This window comes from Halomonas maura (assembly GCF_030409305.1).
Lineage (GTDB): Bacteria > Pseudomonadota > Gammaproteobacteria > Pseudomonadales > Halomonadaceae > Halomonas > Halomonas maura.
The window spans coordinates 167,899-189,628 of record NZ_JAUFPQ010000009.1; the positions used below are offsets into that span (position 1 = coordinate 167,899).

General features: G+C 61.6%; 18 protein-coding genes. 7 read left to right on the plus strand and 11 right to left on the minus strand.

The window, feature by feature from the left end:
* Positions 1 to 138: 138 nt before the first annotated feature.
* Positions 139 to 1,371 (minus strand): type II secretion system F family protein, encoded by a 1,233-nt coding sequence (locus QWY76_RS02855; protein WP_290309597.1) that lies wholly within the window; start codon positions 1,369 to 1,371, stop codon positions 139 to 141.
* A gap of 160 nt (positions 1,372 to 1,531) precedes the next feature.
* Positions 1,532 to 3,325 carry a type IV-A pilus assembly ATPase PilB gene (gene pilB, locus QWY76_RS02860; RefSeq protein WP_290309598.1) on the minus strand — a complete coding sequence of 598 codons (1,794 nt, stop codon included), beginning with the start codon at positions 3,323 to 3,325 and terminating at the stop codon, positions 1,532 to 1,534.
* A gap of 350 nt (positions 3,326 to 3,675) precedes the next feature.
* On the opposite strand from pilB, the gene QWY76_RS02865 reads away from it, so the two are divergent.
* Positions 3,676 to 4,158, plus strand: coding sequence for a pilin (locus tag QWY76_RS02865; protein ID WP_290309599.1), 483 nt, complete (start codon positions 3,676 to 3,678; stop codon positions 4,156 to 4,158).
* Positions 4,159 to 4,375: 217 nt separating this feature from the next.
* Here QWY76_RS02865 and hepT read toward each other — a convergent pair whose 3' ends face one another.
* From hepT to QWY76_RS02910, 9 genes are all read right to left on the minus strand, one after another.
* Complete coding sequence (gene hepT / locus QWY76_RS02870; protein ID WP_290309600.1) at positions 4,376 to 4,786, minus strand: type VII toxin-antitoxin system HepT family RNase toxin; 411 nt, start codon at positions 4,784 to 4,786, stop codon at positions 4,376 to 4,378.
* Between the two features lie 19 nt (positions 4,787 to 4,805).
* Complete coding sequence (gene mntA, locus QWY76_RS02875) at positions 4,806 to 5,237, minus strand: type VII toxin-antitoxin system MntA family adenylyltransferase antitoxin (protein ID WP_290309601.1); 432 nt, start codon at positions 5,235 to 5,237, stop codon at positions 4,806 to 4,808.
* 68 nt (positions 5,238 to 5,305) lie between these two features.
* A complete protein-coding gene (locus QWY76_RS02880; protein ID WP_290309602.1) occupies positions 5,306 to 6,004 on the minus strand; it encodes a transposase in 699 nt (232 codons plus the stop codon).
* Between the two features lie 120 nt (positions 6,005 to 6,124).
* Positions 6,125 to 6,331, minus strand: coding sequence for a twin-arginine translocation signal domain-containing protein (locus QWY76_RS02885; RefSeq protein ID WP_290309603.1), 207 nt, complete (start codon positions 6,329 to 6,331; stop codon positions 6,125 to 6,127).
* 280 nt (positions 6,332 to 6,611) lie between these two features.
* Entirely contained in the window at positions 6,612 to 8,576 is a 1,965-nt protein-coding gene (locus QWY76_RS02890; protein ID WP_290309604.1) for a hypothetical protein, read from the minus strand.
* A gap of 773 nt (positions 8,577 to 9,349) precedes the next feature.
* Positions 9,350 to 11,392 (minus strand): YjbH domain-containing protein, encoded by a 2,043-nt coding sequence (locus QWY76_RS02895; RefSeq protein ID WP_290309605.1) that lies wholly within the window; start codon positions 11,390 to 11,392, stop codon positions 9,350 to 9,352.
* 32 nt (positions 11,393 to 11,424) lie between these two features.
* On the minus strand, positions 11,425 to 12,186 hold the full coding sequence (locus QWY76_RS02900; RefSeq protein WP_290309606.1) for a capsule biosynthesis GfcC family protein: 762 nt from the start codon (positions 12,184 to 12,186) through the stop codon (positions 11,425 to 11,427).
* A 19-nt stretch (positions 12,187 to 12,205) separates the two neighbouring features.
* The gene (locus tag QWY76_RS02905; RefSeq protein WP_290309607.1) at positions 12,206 to 12,820 is read right to left on the minus strand and encodes a YjbF family lipoprotein; all 615 of its coding nucleotides are present in this window, start codon (positions 12,818 to 12,820) and stop codon (positions 12,206 to 12,208) included.
* A gap of 53 nt (positions 12,821 to 12,873) precedes the next feature.
* Positions 12,874 to 13,203: a hypothetical protein gene (locus QWY76_RS02910; RefSeq protein ID WP_290309608.1), complete on the minus strand. Its 330-nt coding sequence runs from the start codon at positions 13,201 to 13,203 to the stop codon at positions 12,874 to 12,876.
* Positions 13,204 to 13,602: 399 nt separating this feature from the next.
* Here QWY76_RS02910 and QWY76_RS02915 point away from each other — a divergent pair, with 399 nt between their 5' ends.
* The 6 genes from QWY76_RS02915 (at position 13,603) to cysQ (ending at position 21,711) form a co-directional block, all read left to right on the plus strand.
* Positions 13,603 to 14,733, plus strand: coding sequence for a polysaccharide export protein (locus QWY76_RS02915; RefSeq protein ID WP_290309609.1), 1,131 nt, complete (start codon positions 13,603 to 13,605; stop codon positions 14,731 to 14,733).
* Positions 14,733 to 15,170, plus strand: coding sequence for a low molecular weight protein-tyrosine-phosphatase (locus tag QWY76_RS02920; RefSeq protein ID WP_290309610.1), 438 nt, complete (start codon positions 14,733 to 14,735; stop codon positions 15,168 to 15,170). The genes QWY76_RS02915 and QWY76_RS02920 overlap by 1 nt, the downstream gene beginning before the upstream one ends.
* A gap of 83 nt (positions 15,171 to 15,253) precedes the next feature.
* Positions 15,254 to 17,443: a polysaccharide biosynthesis tyrosine autokinase gene (locus QWY76_RS02925; RefSeq protein WP_290309611.1), complete on the plus strand. Its 2,190-nt coding sequence runs from the start codon at positions 15,254 to 15,256 to the stop codon at positions 17,441 to 17,443.
* Positions 17,444 to 17,700: 257 nt separating this feature from the next.
* Complete coding sequence (locus QWY76_RS02930) at positions 17,701 to 19,464, plus strand: SLC13 family permease (RefSeq protein ID WP_290309612.1); 1,764 nt, start codon at positions 17,701 to 17,703, stop codon at positions 19,462 to 19,464.
* Positions 19,465 to 19,549: 85 nt separating this feature from the next.
* Positions 19,550 to 20,887, plus strand: a complete 1,338-nt coding sequence (locus tag QWY76_RS02935; RefSeq protein WP_290309613.1) for a lipopolysaccharide biosynthesis protein — start codon at positions 19,550 to 19,552, stop codon at positions 20,885 to 20,887.
* Positions 20,887 to 21,711 carry a 3'(2'),5'-bisphosphate nucleotidase CysQ gene (gene cysQ / locus QWY76_RS02940; RefSeq protein ID WP_290309614.1) on the plus strand — a complete coding sequence of 275 codons (825 nt, stop codon included), beginning with the start codon at positions 20,887 to 20,889 and terminating at the stop codon, positions 21,709 to 21,711. Before QWY76_RS02935 ends, cysQ begins: the two co-directional genes overlap by 1 nt.
* Positions 21,712 to 21,730 lie beyond the last annotated feature (19 nt).

The following is a 21,730-nucleotide window of genomic DNA, read 5'->3' on the forward strand; positions in this document are numbered from 1 at the left end:
GAAGAGTGAGGAGTAAGGGGTGAAGAGTGAGGAGTGAGCGGTGAAGCGTGGGGAGGATAGGAGCAATAACGGGGTAGGGGCCAAGTCCTCGCCACACCCCCAACTCCAACCTCTCTACCCCAAACTCCTTACCAGCCTTCAAACCACGCTGCCCAGCTCGAAGATCGGCAGATACATGGAAACCACCAGGCCGCCGACCAGCAACCCCAGCACCACGATGATGAAGGGCTCGAGCAGCGAGGTGAGGGTGTCGACCATGTTGTCGACCTCCTCCTCGTAGTAGTCCGCCACCCGGTTAAGCATGGCATCCAGCGAGCCCGCCTCCTCGCCGATGCCGACCATCTGTACCGCCAGCGGCGGGAACTGCTCGGTCATGCGCATGGCGAAGTGCAACTGCTGGCCCGTGGAAACATCCTCGCGCACCTGTTCGACGGCCCGCTCGTAGACCTTGTTGCCGGTGGCGCCCGCCGCGGTGTTCAGGGCCTCCACCAGGGGCACGCCGGCACCGAAGGTGGTGGCCAGGGTGCGGGCGTAACGCGCCACGGAAGACTTGTCGAGGATCTTGCCGATCACCGGGATGCGCAGCGACAGGGCATGCATGCGATAGGCGAAGGCTTCCGAACGCTTGATCCCGGCCCGCAAGAGGTAGATGAAGACCACCACGGAACCCAGGGACCAGAGCCAGTAGGCCTGGGCGAATTCCGAGAGCTGGATGGTCAGGCGGGTCATGGCCGGCAGTTCGGCGCCGAAGCCAGCGAAGAGGCTCTCGAACTGTGGCACCACCTTGATCAGCAGCAGGGCGGTGACACCGATGGCGACCACGATGACGGCGGCGGGGTACCAGAGCGCCTTCTTGATCCGCCCCTTGAGGGACTCGGTCTTCTCCTTGTAGGTGGCCACGCGCTCGAGCATGCTATCCAGCGAGCCCGACTGCTCGCCGGCCTCCACCAGGTTGGAGAACAGGCGGTCGAAGTGCTCCGGATGCCGCCTCAGGGCCTCCGAGAAGCTGGCGCCGGCCGCCACATCGTTCATCAGCTCCTGGACGAGACCGCTCATGGCCGGCTTCTTCAGGCTCTCGGCGACCACCTGGAAGGCCTGCAGCACCGGCACGCCGGCGCGGATCATGGTGGCCATCTGCCGGGCGAACAGCATGATGTCGCGAGGCTTGATCTTGCCCATGCCGCCGCCGAGCCCGCTCTTGCGGCGAATGTTCTTGATCATGATGTTCTGGCCGGCGAGTTCCTGCTCGACCTCGACGCGCCTGCTGGCGATCGTCTCGCCGCTCACGCGCCTGCCGTGAGGGCCCTTGCCGGTCCATCGCCAGCGGTAGAGCTTGATCTTGTGGGACTTGCGTAGCGTCGCTGTGGCCATGATCTAGATCCCTGCGCTGTTCTAATGGTTTTTTTGTTTGGTGTGTGGAGTTTGGTGCGTGGAGGTGTGTGGGGGTTGGTGTGTGGTTTGAGGCACCTTTCCTGGAGGCGTGCACATTCTCCTCACCCCGCACCCCTAACTCCTCACCCTGTACCCCCGATCAGTCCTTCGTCACCCGATTGACCTCCGCCAGGCTGGTCAGCCCCTGCATCACCTTGAGCAGGCCGCTGCGGCGCAGGTCGGGGTGGCCTTCCTCGCGCGCCTGGACGGCGAAGTCCATCGAGTTGCCCTGTTTCATGATCAGCTGGCTCATGGCATTGGTGATCGGCACCACCTCGTAGATGCCCACGCGCCCCTTGAAGCCCTGGGTGCAGTGCTTGCAGCCCACCGGCTCGAAGATGGTGGCCTGATCGACTTCCGCCTCGGTGAAGCCCTGGTTGAGCAGCGCCTCCCGGGGAATGTCGGCCGGCTGCTTGCAGTGCTTGCATAGCCGCCGCGCCAGGCGCTGGGCGATGATCAGGCTCACCGAGCTGGCGATATTGAAGGGCGCCACGCCCATGTTGGCCAGGCGGGTCAACGTCTCGGCGGCGGAATTGGTATGCACGGTGGAGAGCACCAGGTGGCCGGTCTGGGCGGCCTTGACGGCGATTTCGGCGGTCTCCAGGTCGCGGATCTCGCCGACCATCACCACGTCCGGGTCCTGGCGCAGGAAGGCGCGCAGGGCGCTGGCGAAGTCCAGGCCGATCTTGGGCAGCACGTTCACCTGGTTGACGCCGGGGACCTTGATCTCCACCGGGTCCTCGGCGGTGCAGATATTGCGCTCCACCTCGTTGAGGATGTTGATGCCCGTATAGAGGGTGACGCTCTTGCCGCTGCCGGTGGGGCCGGTGACCAGGATCATGCCCTGGGGATCGTCCAGCGCCTGTTCGTAGATGTCGCGCTGTTCGGGGGTGAAGCCCAGTTGCTCGATGCCCAGCTGCGCCGAGGCCGGGTCGAGGATCCGCAGCACGATCTTCTCGCCATAGACGGTGGGCAGCGAGTTGACGCGAAAGTCGATCGAACGGGTGCTGGAGATCTTCAGCTTGATGGCGCCGTCCTGGGGCAGGCGGCGCTCCGAGATATCGAGGCGCGACATCACCTTGAGGCGGGCGGCGATGCGCGTGCGCATGGCGAAGGGCGGGTGGGCCACATCGTGCAGCATGCCGTCGATGCGAAAGCGCACCCGATAGCTCGTCTCGTAGGGCTCGAAGTGGATGTCCGACGCCCCGCGGCGGATGGCATCCAGCAGGATCTTGTTGACGAACTTGACGATGGGCGCGTCGTCCCCGGCGGCGGCCACGGCCTGCTGCTCGTCGCTGACATCGGTGACACCCTCATCGAAGCTGAGCTCGCCGATGGCATCGTCCACGTTGGCCAGCTCATCCAGCATGCTGCTCTCGTTGCGGGCGAGATAGCTCTCCAGCACCGGGCCGAGCTGATCCACCGGGGCGAGCACGCCCTCGGGCGTGAGGCCGGTGGCGAACTGCAGCTCATCCAGCTGCGCCAGGGTGGAGGGGTAGGGCACCGCCACGGTGAGGCGGTGTCCGTGCCGATTGAGCGGCAGCACCCCCAGTCGACGCAGGATCTTGTCGGGGTAGTCCGCCGCGGGGGGCAGGCTCTCGAGCCGGATGGCATCCAGGTCGATGATCGGCAGGCCATATTCCCATGCCGCCGTCAGCGTCGCCTGACGGGCCGGCACCAGGCCGGACTGGATCACATGCTCCAGCAGCGAGAGCTCGCCCTCCCGGGCCTCCTGTTCGGCGCGGGCGGCGGCGGCCTCACTCAGGTAGCCATCACGCATCAGTCGCCGGCTGAGCCCGCGCAGCCCGCTGCGGTTAGCGGCGCCGGAGAGGGGCGAGCTGGCGGGCTCGGGTGTGTAGGCCTGCTCGGGGCCGGGAGGGCGGTAGTCATTCATGTAGTCTGATCGTCTCGCCACGTGAGCTGAAAACTAGCATCCTTGATTCTAGCCCGTGAGGCTAGGCCCCGCCCAGCCTTGCCTTATGCGGCCTCAACCCTCCTGTGGCCTACTGATGGACATACATTAGTATGAGATAAGCCAGCCTGGAGTGACAAAAAGTGGTACTTTGTGCTTGCATGGTTGTGGTTTGTTATTTAGTGTAACCCTAGGGTGGCCTTCAAGGCTCCCGCTGATCCGGGTGGTGAGATGCGGTCCACTGCAGGATCCGAGGCATGGCAATCTGTAGGTGGGCCTACAGCGGCGATGCAGCATTATGACCAGACGTTGATGAGCCAGGGGTAAAGACGATGAACAGGCAAAACATGAAACGTTATGTAAAGGCTGGTCAGGGCGGCTTTACCCTGATCGAACTGCTGATCGTGGTGGCGATCATCGGGATCTTGGCTGCAATCGCGATTCCGAGGTATCAGGACTACGTTGCCAGATCTCAAGCATCAACTGCTCTGGCGACAATACGGGGCGTAGAAACGCAAGCCGAAGATTTAGTTCTACGCGATCAAACATTGACCGTAACTAACGATGGTTCTGGTAATCTTGGCGTCGCAGCCGCACAAGAATATGGAACAGTATCCGTCGTAGGAGCTGCTTCCAATACTCCATCGATAATTTATACATTTTCTGCTGATAACTCTGTTTTTGCTGGTACGGATGCAATTTGGCGCACAAGAAATGCCAATAACGGGTGGACTTGTGGCGCTACCTTGGCTGCAAGCAATGTGGCTCTTCCAGATTCATGCACAGGCGGCGGAACTGCGCCTACCGATGGATAATCAGTGAGCTAATCGAGCTAATCGGAAAACCAATCGGGGACAGACCCCAATTAAAGGAGACGGTCGGCAATTGCCGGCCGTTTTCTTTGCATAAATACATAAATAATCGGGGACAGACCCCAATTAGACCCGGCCCCCCGTAAATAATCGGGGACAGACCCCAATTAGACCCGGCCCCCCGGGGTCAACCCCGGCCCTATCCAATTCTGATGGGGTGTCAAGGTGTGGCTTGGAGCTGTTCATGGGCAAACGCGAGTAGTGATCGGTAATCGCGTTGGCGAATAATCGTCTTGACGATTTCGGCATCCAGGTTCAGGTGGTCATGCACCAGGGCGTTACGCAGGCCGATGACCTTGTTCCATGGCGTTCCGCTGCTGTCATGGCCCAGGCTCTGGAGCTTAGTGAATGCCTGTCGTGCATCGCTCGGCACTACCATGCCGAGGGATTTAAGCCGCTGTTTGGCAATGCCGATGCAGGCCTCGGTCAAGAGCTGCAAGTTGCGTTCGGCGGCTCGATAAAGCAAGGCATTGAGACCGCCTGGCGCAGTAGAAGCCTGATGCAGCAGATCCAGCTCTTCCGCGATGGTGGCCAGATGCTCGCGCATCGCATCGATATATTCGATTTCCATAAGAGGTCGGCCCGTCGCTTCAGGCATGGTGGCGTTGATGATACAAGTGGTCGATCTCCCACATCGACGTGATCCGGTTTTCTTCCCGAATGAGACGCAGCCGATCGTTGGCGTGAAGCACCCGACCGGTACGGATGACGGCGTGGGCCAGGGTGAGCGGCACCAGGTTGATATCGATGATAGATAACTGGTCTTCGTGCATGCCCAGGGCATCCTGCCAATCCTGAGCCAGCAGCTCGGGGCGGAGACGTCGCTGCAGCGGATCCGACTCGAATGTGCCAAAGGCAACGGCCAGGTCATAGTCGCTGTCGGCCGTGGCAGTCCCCTTTGCGCGGGAGCCGTAGAGCCACAGCACAGCGACCTCTCTGTCCTTGGCCGCCAGGGCGGCGAGGTCTCTCAGGGGGGGGGCGAAGGAGCGGGCATCTTGGCACCTGTCGTGAACTGGCGGCATTGTCGTGATCGAGACCTAGTTAGGGGAAACTGGCGTTAGACCCCAGTTTCCCCCCTCTTCTATCATTTTTAGACCTCACGGTCTCGGGGTTTGCGCCCGGGCTTGCCGGGAGTAGTGCGACGACCGAGCAATTCTGCCGCCTGCTGCTGGAAACGCTCGCTGCCCAGCACCAGGCCACTGTGGTTGGCCTGGCGGATCTGGTCGACCATCTTGGGGGCGAGTTGGTGTCGGAAGAGCTCCCTGTATTGGCCGCAGCGCTGCTCGAGGGTTGGGCCGAGCGCCGCGATGGTGGGATGTGGCGTGATCAAGCGATCGGCCTCTGCCTGGGAGTTGGCGCGATAACTGGACCAGCAGTAGTCGCCGGGGTGGGCGACCATTCCGGCGCGGACGGGGTTCAACTCGATATAGGCGTGGCAGGCGAGCAGGTAGGGGGGCTCTGCTACCAGGCAGGACCGAAAGCGCCCCTCGAAGAGGGTGCCGGTGCGATGATAGAGGCGATTGAAGCGCTGGGCATAGCGCTGTCCCAGGCCCTTCATCATCGCACTGATCGCCGAGGACTCGCCTCGCGGTGAAACGAGTAGGTGCACATGGTTGGTTATCAGCACATAGGCGTGCACATCGACCGCACAGGCACGGCTGATGTCGTACAGCAGTTCCAGGTAGCTTCGGCAGTCGTCATCCTCGGCAAAGCAGACGCTGCGATTGTTGCCGCGCTGGATCAGGTGCAGTGGCGTATTCGGTAGCAGAAGGCGAGCCTGGCGTGCCATGGGGATGATCTCCGAAGACACTCGATCCCCTCGGCTAATGCATCAAACATGGAGCCTCCTGTAGGTGATCGCCTACAGGAGGTGAGAGATATGTGCCCGTCTCCGGTTAGTCAGTCTTATTCATGACGATCGATTTTCGGTCAGCACGATGATGTTCCCATCGCTTGCCAGCCGAATCAAGTTGCGCGGCTTCTCGACGATATCGATGCCGATGGGGGTGAGGTAAAGCGCGGCAACACCCGCGGTGCCCTTGAGAAACCGGCGGCGGCTTAGGGTGGGTACCGAGTTGATCGGAGCTGGGGCTGGATTGTCACGGTGTTGGTTCATACTGCGAGTCTGCCATAGTCGGTACCCGGAGTCAGGCGTTGATGATGGGGTTGAATGCCAGGAAAGGCGCAATGCTGTTGTGTGGGAAAACTGTACCCGTCCCCGATTGATCCGATTAGTCTCTGAAACACTCGGTTGACCGCTGTGCGGTAGCGCTCGCGGACAAGGTTGGTCTGATCCTCAAACGGCGTGACCGGCATGCTAGAGGTTTAGGTTCCGGTGAGAGCCTGGTGGCTGTAAGTGGCGTGGATCGTGTTGAATGCCATGACTCAATACCTAGCTAGACCGCGGACCGGGTGTTTTCATCTATGTATGTTACATCTCCATAAGACACGAAACGGTATTTTTTACTGGACGGCGTATATGATGTCCTTGGCTCAGCTCCCCCAGATGACACTAACTTCCAGTCGGTCACGATGTTTCGTTGATCGTATGAATTGGTTGTCAAGTCACCATTGACTGTGAAGTTATTTAAATGAAGATAATGTGTACCATTGGGAGCGTTGTGCGTAGCTGATCCCGTAACATCGGTGTTGGTCATTAGCCAATTTCCACCAACAGAATAGATGTCCCCGACAATACAGCTGCCTTGAGCATCGACATACCCTTGGATAGCTGCTCCACTGCCATCAAACGCCATGTTGCTGGTGATTTCTGCGCTTCTGAATCTCAGTCCAGCATTCCTGATGTCGATGGGGCCTAAGTTTAAGATGTCGATGCTGCCAGATAATATGTATGCGACATAGTCATCGATATTACCAAAGTTGAAAGCTGCCGATATGTTGTGAATCTTGTTGTTTTGATGGGATCCGCTCCCATTATAGGTGGTTGTGATTTCATTGCACTGGATATTATTGAGTTCATTGTGCTCTTGAGAGGTCAAGGTGGCAGTGTTGGCATCGGACGTCAGTCGTAACCGACCAAGCGTAAACTTATTGATAGTGCACCCATGGTTGTCACGAAACTTGCAGTCAGCGTTATTGGTGCCCATCCACCCTGAGCTGTCTAACCATGAAAAGACACTTTTCTTGTTTCCATGCAAGTAAATTCCATGATTACCTGGTTCATCAGCGTAGCCTGGCTCTTTGTGTGAAATAATTGGACCAAACTCACACACATAGGTGTTGAAGATGGGTTGGCTAGAGTTGCCGATTGTTTCTAGACCCATCGACAACTTTCCGGACAAGACGAACCGGCCAAGCCGTCCACCATAAATTGCGGAGAGGTTAACGCCTCGATTACCCGCCACTTCTGCATCGAAGTGGACACTCGTCACCCCAATATCAGGATTCTTGATATATTGATAAGTTATAGTAGAGTTCCTCGAGCGGACCTTTCCGGTTCTGACGCTAGCGAAATCCAGCTGAGGATCTTCAGGATCACCACTTGGAGTGCCGAGGTACCCCCCGATATTCGCTTTGCAATCCTCGAAGCATACTCCATCCAGTTCGATGTCACCGAAGCCTTTTCGGAAAATGCAACCCCCGTTCCTGAAGGTGAATTCACCATCACACTTGATGCGAACATCCATGCCTTCATCTACGGTGTTCCCACCGAGGTCGTAAATGTCCCCATTGTCGGGACGAACGTAAGCTCCTATGCTCGCTGCAAAAGAAATTGTCCGCCTGATTGGATCATAGTCGACTGCAATCCCATCCCCCAATGCGCCGGCCCACTTGGGAGAGATACCGTCTTTTAACTGGTAACGCCGTCTGAATACGCCCGTCGTGCCGTTTGGATCGGATGTATGGGGTATCCATTCAATGCTGGAGGGGTCAGATGTGATATGAGCTTGATGGTTTCCGATTTCCCAGGCAAACATCCCGGCTCGACCAGTCCTCATGATCTCGAAAGCCTGGCCTTCTTCTAACTGAGACATTTCCAGGTTCTGTAGACTTGTCATATCAGTTACATGGATGACACGCCGATTGAGTGCCCCTTTGAGATCTTCAGTGCCCGTGGCCGAGTCGACAGGCAGTGTGCCACCCTCGCTGGCATCAAAAAACTGCACACCGATTCGATGATCTCGCCCCGAGCTTGAGACGCGGATGTCGTACTTGCCGTTGGGGGCGGCGACCTTGATCTGGCCGTCGCTGTCGGCGTTGAAGGGGTTGTCCAGCGGGTTGCCGTCTTCATCCTCGAGGCCGGTGGCAAGATCTGTGGTGCCGGGGTAATAGAGATAGACGTAGGCCCCGGGGATGACGTTGCCGTCGACGTTCTGGGCGAAGAAGGTCTTCAATTCCATGGATGCATCCTCAGACCACAATGGCCAGACTGTTGGCAATCACACGTATCTCGCAGAGATAGGACCGCAAGGACTCGATAGGTTCAATCATGGGGAGCATCTGATCGATACCCTTGCTGGTGACCGGGGACTTGCGAGACTGCAGCCAAAGCTTGTAGGTGTAGGGTGCGCTGGCGGGGGCTGGTTGAACCCCTCTCGCTACTGGGCATCGATGCCCAGTGCCCGGAGGGCGTTGCGCACCCTGACCGGCACGGTATCCATCGTGCCGGTGGCCATGGCGACGGTCCACTCGAGGAGCGAGGCGTGGGGCGGCAGTAGCTCAGATATCGGTGCCCTCCGGGTGGTGCTGATTTCGGTGCAGCAGGAGGTCTCACCGTCGCCGTTCACCAGAGTGGCAGCGGGGCTCGTAAGGATGACGCCCTAAAGAGCGTCGGTGTCAAGCTTGTATGTGGGTTAGATAGGCGGCAGTGGGTAGGGATCGGCGGGACCGAGTATTTGGTCACCGACGTTGATCCCGTTCTGGTCGGGTGAAGCAGTCCTGCAAGGGGTTCATCGCCTTGGCCGCCTAGTTGGCCTGCTATTACTAGTCCAACTCGCGGCAAGCTTTCTCCTGAAAGTGCTTCAGCAGCGGTTCGGGGTCGATCACGAATAGCGCGGCATGTTTGGCCGGTTCGTCCTCGCTATAGTAGAGAGGGCAACGGCTACTTGCGCTGCTCAAGGATGATCCCAAAGTCGCTATCCTTTTCCAGCTTGGGGGATGTGTATTTCACCAATCAGTCCCAGCTATCTTCGTAGTCCTCCCAATAGCGGCCCAGGTTGCGATCGTTGGTAATGCCATAGAGCTGATATTGACGCTGCAGGCGGGCGCCGCCGTCGCGCGTGAGGGGCTGCCAGGCGATGGTGGAGCGACTGCGGCTGGAGCGCACGAAGAATGCATCCAGGGGAATGGAGACATAGAAGGCCTTGTCGAAGCTGCCTTCGCCGTAGGCGTCGCCGGCGTCGGTGAACGTCGTCCAGGCCCCGATACGAGCGCCGTTGTCGAACTCGCGTGAGACATCCAGGGTGGCGCCATAGTCACCGGCCAGGTAGCGGCCCACGCTGAGTTGGGCGAGCATATCCTCGAAGCCGGTTTCCCAGTAGGCGGTGGCGTGGCCTGTCCAGGTGTTGTAGTCGCGCAGCCCGAACTGCTGATCGAACTCACGCTGCTGGACCCAGTTCATGTCCAGCCCAAGTGCCAGGTCGCTGTTGAAGGGGCGGTAGAGCAGCTCGCCCCCCGCGCCGGCGTACATCGTCTCGAGCAGCCCGCCATAACCCATGGCATACAGGTCGTCGCCAAGCTCGGCGGTGCGAGTGTACTGCAGGTTGCTGATCCCGACGTCGGCCTCGGCCAGGTAATCGCCGATATGGGTGCGCACACGGGGCAGGTCGGAATCCGCGATGTACTCATACTTGTCGAGGTTGTCGGCCAGGGTGGCGGTCAGGCTGCCAGAGAGCCAGCCATTGGAATCCGTGGTGTATTCCGCCGAGGCGAAGGCGGAGAGGCGATACAGGTAACCATCCGGGCCGCCGAAGTTCTGCTCGATGGCAGGGCCCGTGCTCCAGGAGAACCGTTGCGGGTCATCGTGATAGAGAACCTCGCCGGAGGGCTCGTCCAAGAGCGCTCGTGAGTAGATCCCGTAGCGGTGGGCGGTTTCCGCATCCTGCGAGGTGGTGGCCGTAACGAGGGTGGAGCGGTCATGAACATCCTCGCGCAGGCCCAGTCCGCGATTCTGCCAGCGGTAGTGGAAGGTATCCACGGCCTCGTCGGCGTTGGCGTGCAGGATGCGCCCGGCACGTCCTTCGCTCTTCGCCAGGTTGCGAAAGGTCACGGGCTCGCCAGTGACGATCAGCTCCTCGCCATCCTGGCGAATCTCGTCCACGCGGATGCCGGCGTTATCCTGCAGCTTGGCGGCGACTGCCGGCCAGTCCTTCTCCGGTGGCGCGTTGATGGGCGCAGGCGGCGGGTCGCGCTTGACCTGGCTCAGGCCGGCGAGATTGGTGGAGAAGGTGAGACCGGCCATGGCGGTATTGCCCCGCTGCCAGCCGGCATGCAGCTCGAAATTGTCCGTCAGGCGGTATCGTGCCCCCAGGTTGAAACGCGAGTCTTGGGGTTGGTCGTTATCCTGCGGCTCGTTGGCATAGTCGTTGCCCTCGTATTCGAGTTGCAGAACAAGCGGATCCCAGGGCGTCTGATACTCGATGCCACCGAACGGGCTGGCGGGGCCTCGGAAGAGCTGGTTCAGGGCGAATTCGCCGGTATCGACGCCCTCTCCTTGGCCGGGGCGGTTATCGAAGCGCTGATTCACCCAGCCGAGGGGAGAGTCGATATCGGCAGCGTTGCCCAGATAGCCCCAGCCGATCCCCAGGCTGAAGTCGAGGTCGTGCCAGCGCTTGCTGGCGACCAGATATTCCGAGCCATACAGCGTTGTGCCGCCGGCATCCCGGAAGCCAAGGGCCAGCTCTGGCCAGTAACGCGACTCCTGCATGAGACGAAACTTGGCATCGATCCCTTTATCTAGATAACTCCGGTTTTGCGTGAACGTATTATAATCCCGGTTTTCCACCGAGACGTATCGAAACCCGACCTCCAGCCAGTCGGTGGGCTGGGCGAAGATCGAGAAGCGTCGATAGGGTTCGGTACGGTTCCAACTGGCGGCAAAGTGGCCGAACTCGGCCATGCGCGCCGTCGGCGTCTGCATCAGGCCGACGCCGCCGAAGTCGCTCTGGCCGCTGCCCAGGTTATTGGCCGAGGTCGGGGAGGCCATCCATAGCAGCATTGGGGCCATGCCCCAGGGGAGAGTCCGTCCTTTCATTCCACATCCCTGATGGTGCAGTCGTCGCCGGGGAGGCGGGTAGCGAGCCAGGCGGCCAGTTCGCGATTGACGATATCGCCCTCCACCGTGCCCCCCAGCCCGCTCTCGGGCAGTAACGCGATCAGCCGTGAGCCGGGCGCGAGGGGGGCGGTGTCGTGGTTCCAGGCGGCGATGCCGATATCGTGGGGCTTGCCCAGCGGCGGAATCAGCGTGACCCGATCGATGCCCTGGGTAGCGCCTGCCGGCAGGCCCTCCAGCGCCTGGTCCACGCTCATGCCCGGTGTCCAGGCGAGTCGGTCGACGCCCTCGAGCGTCCAGGTCTCTATCCAGGCGGGGGGAGCGCAGGTGCCAAGCGAGGCGATGTCCGCCATGGCCGGGTTGCGCCGCAGGTCACTCGCCAGGTGCGGCAGGCCCAGCCGCTCCGGGGAGCGGGCGGGGAGCACCGGCAGGGACGACAGGGCCCCTTGCCAGTCGGTTAGCGCATCGGCCCTGTCGCTATCCCCTGCCAGCGCCAGGGTGTTCGAGAGCACCTCGAGTTCGGCAACCAGGCGGCTGCGCCGTTGCTCTAGCCCCTGGGCTTCTCGTTCCCTCAGGGCAAAACTATAGGCCCAGTCGAAAGGCGCGGCCTGGCTGGCCTGGCGCTCTTCCTGCCAGGCCAGCCAGGCCTCGACAAGGGTGGGGGAGGCGGCGGGCTGCGCCTGCGCCGGGCCGGCGAGCATCGCCAGCCAGCCAAATGCTGCGAGAATCAAGTTGCGCATGAAAAGGATGCCTTGCGAATTACCACCAGTGGCGGGCCACCTGCCACTGCATCGTTGGCGCGCCGGGCCACGGCGTCTCATCGACGGCCCATAGACGATGGGAGCTCGGGTCGCGCCACAGGGTCGAGGCCGTCGCCGAGCCGTCGTTCCACTCGAGCAGGAGGGAGCAGCGTTCCAGCTCTCGCTCGTCGAGGGGCAGGGTCAGCATCTCTACGGCCTCGCAGCTGAGTTGCCCCTGCCCGCTGCCCTGGACGATATGCCCTTCTGCGTCTCGCCAGTGTCGCGTCAGTTCGACGCGTGCAGGCGCCTCGCGTCGCCAGGGCGGCGGGCCTTCGTAGTGCGTGCCGAGCAGGTCGGCGTCGAGCCCGCTGGTGGCGTAGAGCCCGCCGTCCCTCAGCTCCAGCACCACCCCCTCGGGAGAGGGCCAGTAGCTCATCTCGCCGGTCTGGCTGCCCATGACCATCAGGCCGCTGACATCGCCCAGCTGGACGGACAGGGAGGCATAGGGGGTCTCGGCTGCCTGGCGTGTGGTGGCCTGGTCGTCGGGGAAGAGTTCCGCCAGCGACGCCGAAAGCGGTGTGGTGCCGCCGTTGGCGCAACCCGTGAGCAGCGCTGCCGGTAGGGCACAAGACAAGACCGCCCGCAGGCGGCCTTGAAATCTGCCTTCATGTGGACGATTGGGCATGGTCAGAAGGTGCCGGTCGTCCCCGTGGTGCCGGTGGTACCGGAGGTGCCGCCGCTGCCGCCGTCGTCGCTCTCCGACGACAGGGAATTGATGCCGACACCGATGGCGACGGCCCCTGCCACGGCGATGCCAGCCAGGGCGGCGGTGGAGAGGCCGGTCGCGGCGCCGATGCCGGCCAGCCCACCGCCAGACGCGGCGCCGCCGGCGGCTGCGCCACTGGTGGTGGTGGTCGTGGTGGTCCCTGAACCAGCGGCGCCTTCCGTCTGGGCGCTCGCCAGCGGTGCGCCGAGCATTCCGACGATACCGATCAATGCAATTGTTTTACGTAACATCCTGATTTCTCCCGTCGCGTAGCGTGTTGCGGCCAGAGTTGCTGCTAGCCAACCTGATTCTCTCGACGGTTCCTATGGTAGGCGGTCAGCGCGTCCATGTCTTGCCGAGAACCAGATTTTTCATGAAATCATCATGAAATATATCAGCTGTCTTACGCTGATGTAAGCGATCTCGTACAGGGGCGATTTCCTAAGCTATCAGTACTAGAGCTGACATAAGGTTGTCATGTAGACTCGCTACTGTTGCTGCACGGCAACAACTATTCATTTCCATACGATACAAACACTTGCGCGCTGCCATGTCGTCATGTAGCGACACGGGCCTCGGGGAAAGCCATGGGATCCCGGGGCGGTAGCGTGCCCGAACGTCCTGGCGTTTCACCCTACAGGCATTTTCTTATGCGTCATTCCACGCCCCGTACCCTCTTGCTCGTCCTGTGTTCTGCGGCCTGGCTGTCCGGCTGCGCCTTCGCGCCCGGCAGCCATGTGGATTACCAGAGCGAGAGCGCCCCGATCGATGACCTGGTCGATGTCGAGCCCATCACGCTTGGGCTGATCAATGCCCAACAGCCGACCGCCACGGCCACGGAGCTGCGTCAGATGGGTGACGAGCAGCGTGCCGCGCTCGAGGGTTACGACTACCGCATCGGCAAGGGCGATGTGCTGAGCATCACCGTCTATGAGCATCCTGAGCTGACCATACCCGCGGGGGGAGAGCGCAGCGCCGAGGAATCCGGCAATACCGTCCACCAGGATGGCAGCATCTACTATCCCTATGTGGGGCGCCTCGAGGTGGCCGGCATGACCATGACAGAGGTGCGTGACATCCTGACTCGCCGCCTGAGGTCCGTCATCCCCGAGCCCCAGGTGGAAGTCAAGGTGGTGAGCTTCAATTCGCAGAAGGTGCTGGTGACGGGTGAAGTGCAGGCGCCCGGGCGGCTGCCGATCACAAATGTGCCGATGACCGTGCTGGATGCCATCAGCCAGGCGGGCGGCCCTCGCGAGCTGGCCAACTGGCACGGGCTGCAACTGACCCGGGATGGCGAGACGCGCACCCTTTCCCTGTATAATATGCTCAACGACGGGCAGTTGGCTCAGGATCTGCTGCTCGAGGATGGCGATGTGCTGCATGTGCCGGACCTGGGCAATCAGAAGGTCTTCGTGATGGGGGAGGTGGGTGAGCCGCAGGCGCTGCCGATGGGACGCTCACGGCTGAGCCTCACCGACGCCCTGACCCAGGCGGGCAGCTTCGATGAGGCCCAGGCGGATGCCAGTGGCATCTTCGTTATCCGGCGCAAGCCGCAGGAGAGTGACAAGTTGGCCACCGTCTACCAGCTGGATGCCCGCAACGCCACGGCGATGGTGCTGGGCACCGAGTTCCAGCTCCAGCCCACCGATGTCGTCTATGTCACCACCACGCCGCTGGGACGCTGGAACCGCGTGATCAACCAGCTCTTGCCCACGGTAACCTCCATCTACCAGGTCACTCGCGCCGCGAGGGATGCCAACGATCTCCGGGATGACATCTGATGTTTCAGCGCATTCTGGTCGTGTGTGTCGGCAATGTCTGCCGTAGCCCGGTGGCGGCGGCCATGTTGCGCCGTGCCTTGCCGGACCGAGACATCAGCTCCGCCGGCCTCGGCGCCCTGGTGGACCAGGGCGTAGCGCCCACGGCTCGCGAACTCGCCGAAGCGGATGGGCTGGACGTCAGCCAGCACGAGGCGCGGCAGCTGACACCGGCCATGTTGCAGGAGGCCGACCTGGTGCTGGTGATGACCGAAGGCCAGCGGCGCGCCGTGGCCGACCTCTCCCCGGCGGTGCTGGGAAAGACCATGCTGCTCGGGCGCTGGCTCGATGACGGCCAGGGCCGCGAGATCCCGGATCCCTACCGCAGGAGCCGCGAGGTCTTCGTGCATGTGCACCAACTGCTGGATGAGGCCACTTCCTCCTGGACCAGCAAGTTGTAAGTTCCTGCTTGTAAGATCCCGCGGAAGCCCTCCGCATCGGTTTCCGATACCCTGCTCCTTTTTCCTCTTCAACCGGTATTCGCATGTCTGACGCATCCCGTAGCCCTTCTCCTGCCGATGACGAGATCGATCTCGGTCGGCTCTTCGGCCTGCTTCTCGATCACAAATGGTGGATCATCGGCACGACGCTGCTCTTCACCCTGGTGGGTGTGACCTATGCACTGCTGGCCACGCCGGTCTATCGCGCCGAGGCCCTGGTGCAGGTGGAAGAGGATTCTCCCGGCATGAATCCGCTGGATGACGTGACCAGCATGCTGGGCGGCGAGCCGCCCTCCCAGGTCGAGATCGAGATCATCCGCTCGCGCATGGTGCTGGGGGACGCGGTCAACCTGCTTAACCTGGATGTCGTGGTTGAGCCGCAGCGGCTGCCGCTGGTGGGCGATTTCCTGGTTCGCCAAGGCATCGAGCGGCCGGGTTTCGCCGAGGGGTGGGCGAGCACCTGGGCCGGCGACCGAATCGCCGTCAGCGAGATGCCGGTGACCGATGCCTGGCGCGGCAAGCCCCTGGAGCTCGAGGTACTGGAGGGCGATCGGTACCGCCTCTATTTTGACGGCGAGAGCCTCGGCGAGGGGCAAGCCGGGCAACTGGAGAGTTTCGAGAACGGCGAGGTGTCGCTGCGGGTCACCGAACTGACCGCAGCGCCCGGTGCCCGTTTCACTATCACCCATGTCAAGCATATGACCGCCTTTCTCGATCTTCGTAGCCAGCTTGCGATCAACGAGCAGGGAACGGAGACGGGGATCCTGAACTGGTCGATGACGGGACCCGAGCCCGAAGTTTTGCAGACGACCCTCAACACCGTGGCCGATATCTATGTCTCGCAGAATGTGCGGCGCCAGTCCGAGGAGGCACGCAAGAGCCTCGAGTTCCTGGATGAACAGGTGCCGAAGGTGCGTGGCGACCTGAGGGCCGCCGAGAACAGCCTGAACGCCTACCGTACCGATCAGGACAGTGTCGACCTGTCCCTCGAGACCCAGGCGGTCCTCGAGCGCCTGGTCAGCCTCGAGAGCCAGCTCAATGAGCTGGAGTTCACCGAGGCCGAGATCTCGCGGAACTTCACCCCGGGCCACCCGACCTATGCGGCGCTGCTGGACAAGAAGCAGCAGCTCGAGCGGGAGCGCGCCAAGCTCAACGAGCAGATCGACGGGCTCCCGGAGACCCAGCAGGAGATCCTGCGCCTGCAGCGCGACGTGGAGGTCAGCCAGGAGATCTACGTGCAGCTGCTCAACAAGGTGCAGGAGATGGAGATCGCCGAGGCGAGCACGGTGGGCAATGTGCGCATCCTCGACCAGGCGGCCACCCTGCCGGAACCGGTGAAGCCCAACAAGCCGCTGATCGTGATGGTGGCCACCCTGCTGGGCGGCATGCTGGCCGTGGGTGGCGTGTTGCTGCGGGCCGCCTTCCATCGTGGCGTGGAGGCGCCGGAGCAGATCCAGGCAACCGGCCTGTCCGTGTATGCCACCGTGCCGTTATCCGAGGAACAGGGCAAGCTAGTCAAGCGCATCAAGCGGCGCAAGGAGGCTCGCAGTAGTACCGTGGCCACCGCAGTGCTCGCTGAGCGTTCGCCTGCCGATACCAGCGTGGAAAGCTTGCGCGGGCTGCGCACCAGCCTTCACTTCGCCATGCTGGAAGCGGGCAACAAGCGCCTGATGATAACCGGCCCCAGCCCGGGGATCGGCAAGAGCTTCATCGCGGTCAATCTCGGTGCCGTGTGCGCCCAGGCGGGGCAGCGCGTGCTGGTGGTGGACGCCGACATGCGCAAGGGCCATATCCATCATGCCTTCGGCCATCCCAGCGAGGGCGGGCTCTCCGACCTGCTCTCCGCCAAGAGCTCCCCGGAGGAGCAGATCCGCTCCACCTCGATTGATGGCCTGGATTACCTGGCTCGCGGCACGGCGCCGCCCAACCCCTCGGAATTGCTGATGGGCGATCGCTTCACCGCCTTCCTCGAGGAGGCCGAGGAGAAGTATGACCTGGTGATCATCGATACGCCGCCGGTGCTGGCCGTGACCGACGCCGCCGTCGTCGGCGCGCAGTGCGGGACCACCCTGATGGTGGCGCGCTTCCAGCTCAATCCGGCCAAGGAGCTCACCATCGCCAGGGAACGGCTGGAAAGCGCCGGCGTCACGGTCAAGGGCGCGATCCTCAACGCCATGGAGCGCAAGGCCGCTACCAGCTACGGGTACGGCTACTACAGCTACTCCTACAAGTAATTCGCTGGTTCGCCACTGGGTACATTGCGTGCCCAGTGGCTCTGGCAAGAACAGATAGAACAGAAAGTACGCTCGCGACATAAACCATATAAATGCGAGTGGATGCGAGACAGGGACGAAGGCACGCCAGCCGAAATGCGTTCGTCGGGAGAGCCCTGACGACTATGTGGCGTCGCGCACTTTGTGCGTCGCGCCTGACTGACTGTGGCGAGCTTATGTCTCATTCTTCGCGCAATCATCTTTTGGATAGATAACCCATGGATTGGGACGCTTATCTCTCGATTGCCGTCATCGTGGCGGTACTCGCAGGGCTCGTACTGACGCGCGTCGCCCCCGACGTGATCCTCATGGCGGCCCTGGCAACCCTTGCCATCACTGGCGTACTGACCCCCGTCGAGGCCCTGCAGGGCTTCGCCAACCCGGGGGTGATGACCATCGCCACCCTCTATGTGGTCGCTGCCGGGCTCAAGGAGACTGGTGCCGTCCAGTTCATCGCCCACCGGCTACTCGGTCAGCCGGCCACGCTGCGACGCGCCCAACTGCGCATGCTGGTGCCGGCCGGCGGCCTCAGCGCCTTCATGAACAACACCACCGTGGTGGCGATGTTCATCCCCGCCGTTCAGGAGTGGGCCTACCGGCTCAAGCTCCCTCCCTCCAAGTTGCTACTCCCCCTGAGCTATGCCGCCATTCTCGGCGGGACCTGCACGCTGATCGGCACCAGTACCAACCTGGTGGTGGATGGTCTGCTGCAGAGCGAGCGCGGAATCTCCCTCGGCATGTTCGAACTGGCCTGGGTGGGCGTGCCGCTGTTGTTGATCGGCGGCAGCTTCCTGTGGCTGTTTGCCGGGCGGCTGCTTCCCGATCGGGAGAGTGTCATCGAGCAGTTTGACCAGGCCCGCGAGTACTGCGTGGAGGTGGTGGTCGAGTCCGCTGGTCCGCTGGTGGGCAAGAGCATCCAGGAAGCCGGGCTGCGCCACCTGCGACATGGCTACCTGGCCGAAATCCAGCGTGGCGACAGGCTGCTGACCGTGGTCTCACCGGACACCGACCTGCAGGCTGGCGATATCCTGATGTTCATCGGTGCCCCCGAGTGCGCCCGCGAGCTGCGCCGCGTGCATGGTCTCAAGCCCGCCAATGGCGACGTTCACAAGCTGGATGTGGCTCATCACCGGCGTTGCCTGGTGGAGGCGGTGATCGGCCCGGATTTCGCCGGCCTGGGCCAGACGATTCGCGAGTCGCGCTTTCGTTCGCGCTTCCAGGCGGTGATCCTCTCGATTTCCCGTGAGGGCAGGCGCCTGCCCGGCAAGGTCGGCGACATCAAGCTGCAGGTGGGCGATACCCTGCTGCTGGAGACGGCCCAGGATTTCGTCGAACAGTACCGCTACCGCAAGGACTTCCTGCTGGTCAGCGCGCTGCATGATTCAACGCCGCCGGATTATCGCAAGGCGCCGCTGGCGCTGGGCATCCTGGGGCTGATGGTGTCGCTGAGTGCCTTCGGTGTGCTCAGTATCCTGGAGGCGGCAATGCTCGCCGCGGGTGGCATGCTCACCAGCCAATGCATCACACCCAGCAAGGCTCGGCGCTACGTCAACCTGCAGGTGCTGATCGTGATCGCCGCCTCCTTTGCCCTCGGGGCCGCCATGACCGAGACCGGCGCGGCCCGATCCATCGCCTCGCTGCTGGTGGGCGGTGTGGCCGCTCCCTGGCTGGCACTGGCCCTGGTCTATGCCCTCACGGTGTTGTTCACCGAACTGATCACCAATAACGCCGCCGCCGTGCTGATGTTCCCCATTGCCGGTGCCGTTGCCGATCATCTGGGTGTCGACCTGATGCCTTTTGCGATCGCCATCATGGTCGCTGCCTCCGCCAGTTTCATGACCCCGCTAGGCTACCAGACCAACCTGATGGTTTACGGGCCCGGTGGCTACCGGTTCAGCGACTACCTGCGCATCGGTTTCCCATTGAGCGTGCTGGTCGGTGTGACCGCCGTCGCCCTGATCCCCATGGTCTGGGCGTTTTGAACCCAAGGCTCCAAACCCCAAACTCTATACTCCGAACCCAAAACCCCATGCCCCAAACCCAAAACCCCATGCCCTCAACCAAACTATGCTAACCAAGCTCACCCACCGCCTTAAGGGCGACCTGATTCTCCCCCTGGCCCGCACCTTTATCGCCCGTGGCATCGCCGCCTTGGGGGGGCTTCTGCTGGTGATGGTGCTCGGCCAGCTCTATGGCCCGGCGGGCGTCGGTATCTTCGCCCTGGCTCAGAGCGTCTACCTAGGGGCTGGTATCCTGGCCCGCTACGGCATGAACAACTCTCTGATGCGCTTTGTGGGGGAAAACCACACATCTATCGCAATCAAGATCTACCTGCGATGGGCCATCAACAAGTCGTTGGTATTGAGCGTGGCAGCGGCGGTCGTCGTCTACCTGCTAAGTGGCAAGCTGGCGCAATGGTTCGATGCCCCGCGACTCGTGGAGGTCATGCCCGGCATCACCTTGGCCATACCAGCCTTCACCGTAGCCTTTGTCCTGGGCGGTTTCATGAAGGGCATCCGTAGGCCTGCCACCGCCTGTCTCCTAGAAAACGGCAGTATCATGTTGATTGCCACTGGGCTTGTGTGGGTACTGGAAAGGTCAACATTGCTAGGCATTGCCAATGCGGGCTGGGCCATGGCGCTTGCCGCTTGGTTGGTGCTGGGACAGGGGGCCTGGCAGTCAAGGCGCTGGTTCGGTAAGCAGGAGCTGCAAGCAGAAAAGAACACAGCTACTCGCGATGAGTTCGCCGCCAGTTCTCGAGCCTTCTTTGTGATGAGCCTAGCTCAATTCATGCAACAAGTACTTGCTATCATGATTGCTGGCTGGTTGCTTGGCACCGCGGAACTGGGGCTCTTCCGTGCCGCCGAACGCACGGCGTTCCTGATCACCTTTATCTTGCTGGTCATCAATGCTGTACTCCCCCCACGATTCGCCACCTTGTATCGGCAGGGTAACCTTGTCGGCTTGAATGCCTTGGCACGCAAGGGGGCCCTACTGGGGGTGGCCCTATCCTTGCCTTTGCTGCTGGTCTGCCTACTGGTGCCACACTGGGTACTAGGCCTGTTTGGTCCAGCGTTCTCTGAGGCTGCCAACCTGCTGCGTATCATCGCCGTGGCGCAGCTGGTCAACGTAGCTACAGGATCGGTAGGTTTCCTACTCAATATGACTGGGCATGAGAAGCTGATGCGTAATATCGCCCTGATCTGTAATGCCTTGGGCCTCTCCATGTTCTTTATCCTGATTCCCTTGCTGGGTGCCTTGGGTGCCGCCGTGGCTTTGGCGCTGGTTTTGGTGCTACAGAACCTCACCGCGCTGGTTTTCGTGTGGCGCAAACTGGGTATCTGGATGCTCCCCATTCCCAATATTCTCAAATGGATGCGAAACGATCGCCAGGAGGCACTGTGATGCAACGCCTTAATCATGAACAACGCCTGGCCCTGCTTGCCGGAGCGGAAGCCGCCGGCTGGAAGGTGCTGGAGATTTACCGTCGAGACTTCGAGATCGAGACCAAGGAAGACAAAAGCCCGCTGACCGAGGCCGATATAGCATCTCACAATGCCTTGGTGGCCCTGCTAGAGGAGATGACTCCCGAGGTGCCGATCCTCTCCGAAGAGTCGGTCGATATACCCTTCGAAAAGCGCCAACAATGGCAGCGCTACTGGCTGATCGACCCGTTGGACGGTACCAAGGAGTTCATCAAGAAGAACGGCGAGTTTACCCTCAATGTGGCCCTGATCGAAAACGGCGTCCCGGTGTTCGGCATCGTGCATGCGCCGGCACTCGGGGTGACCTGGTGGGGCCAGGTGGGCGCGGGTGCCTGGAAGGTGCAGGGCAACCAGTCCATGGCAATTCAGGTGCGTGATCTTCCTGATCCAGAACAGGCGCCCTGGAAGGTCGTGGGTAGTCGCTCTCATGGCTCCGAGGCGTTCGAGGCCTTCTGCGCACAACTGCCCCAGCATGAACGCGTTTCCATGGGCAGCTCGCTGAAGCTGTGCCTGGTCGCTGAGGGAGAGGCGGACCTCTATCCGCGCCTGGCCCCCACCAGCGAATGGGATACTGCCGCCGCCCAGGCCGTGGTCATCGCCGCCGGCGGAGAAGTGCTGAATGCCCAGACACTCGAGCCGCTGCGCTGCAATCAGCAGGAGAGCGTGCTCAACCCCTTCTTTATCGTCTGCGGACAGCGTGACGACCGCTGGGAAGAGGCACTTCACGCGAGTCTGAAGAAGTAAAATAAAAGTATGAAGGAGA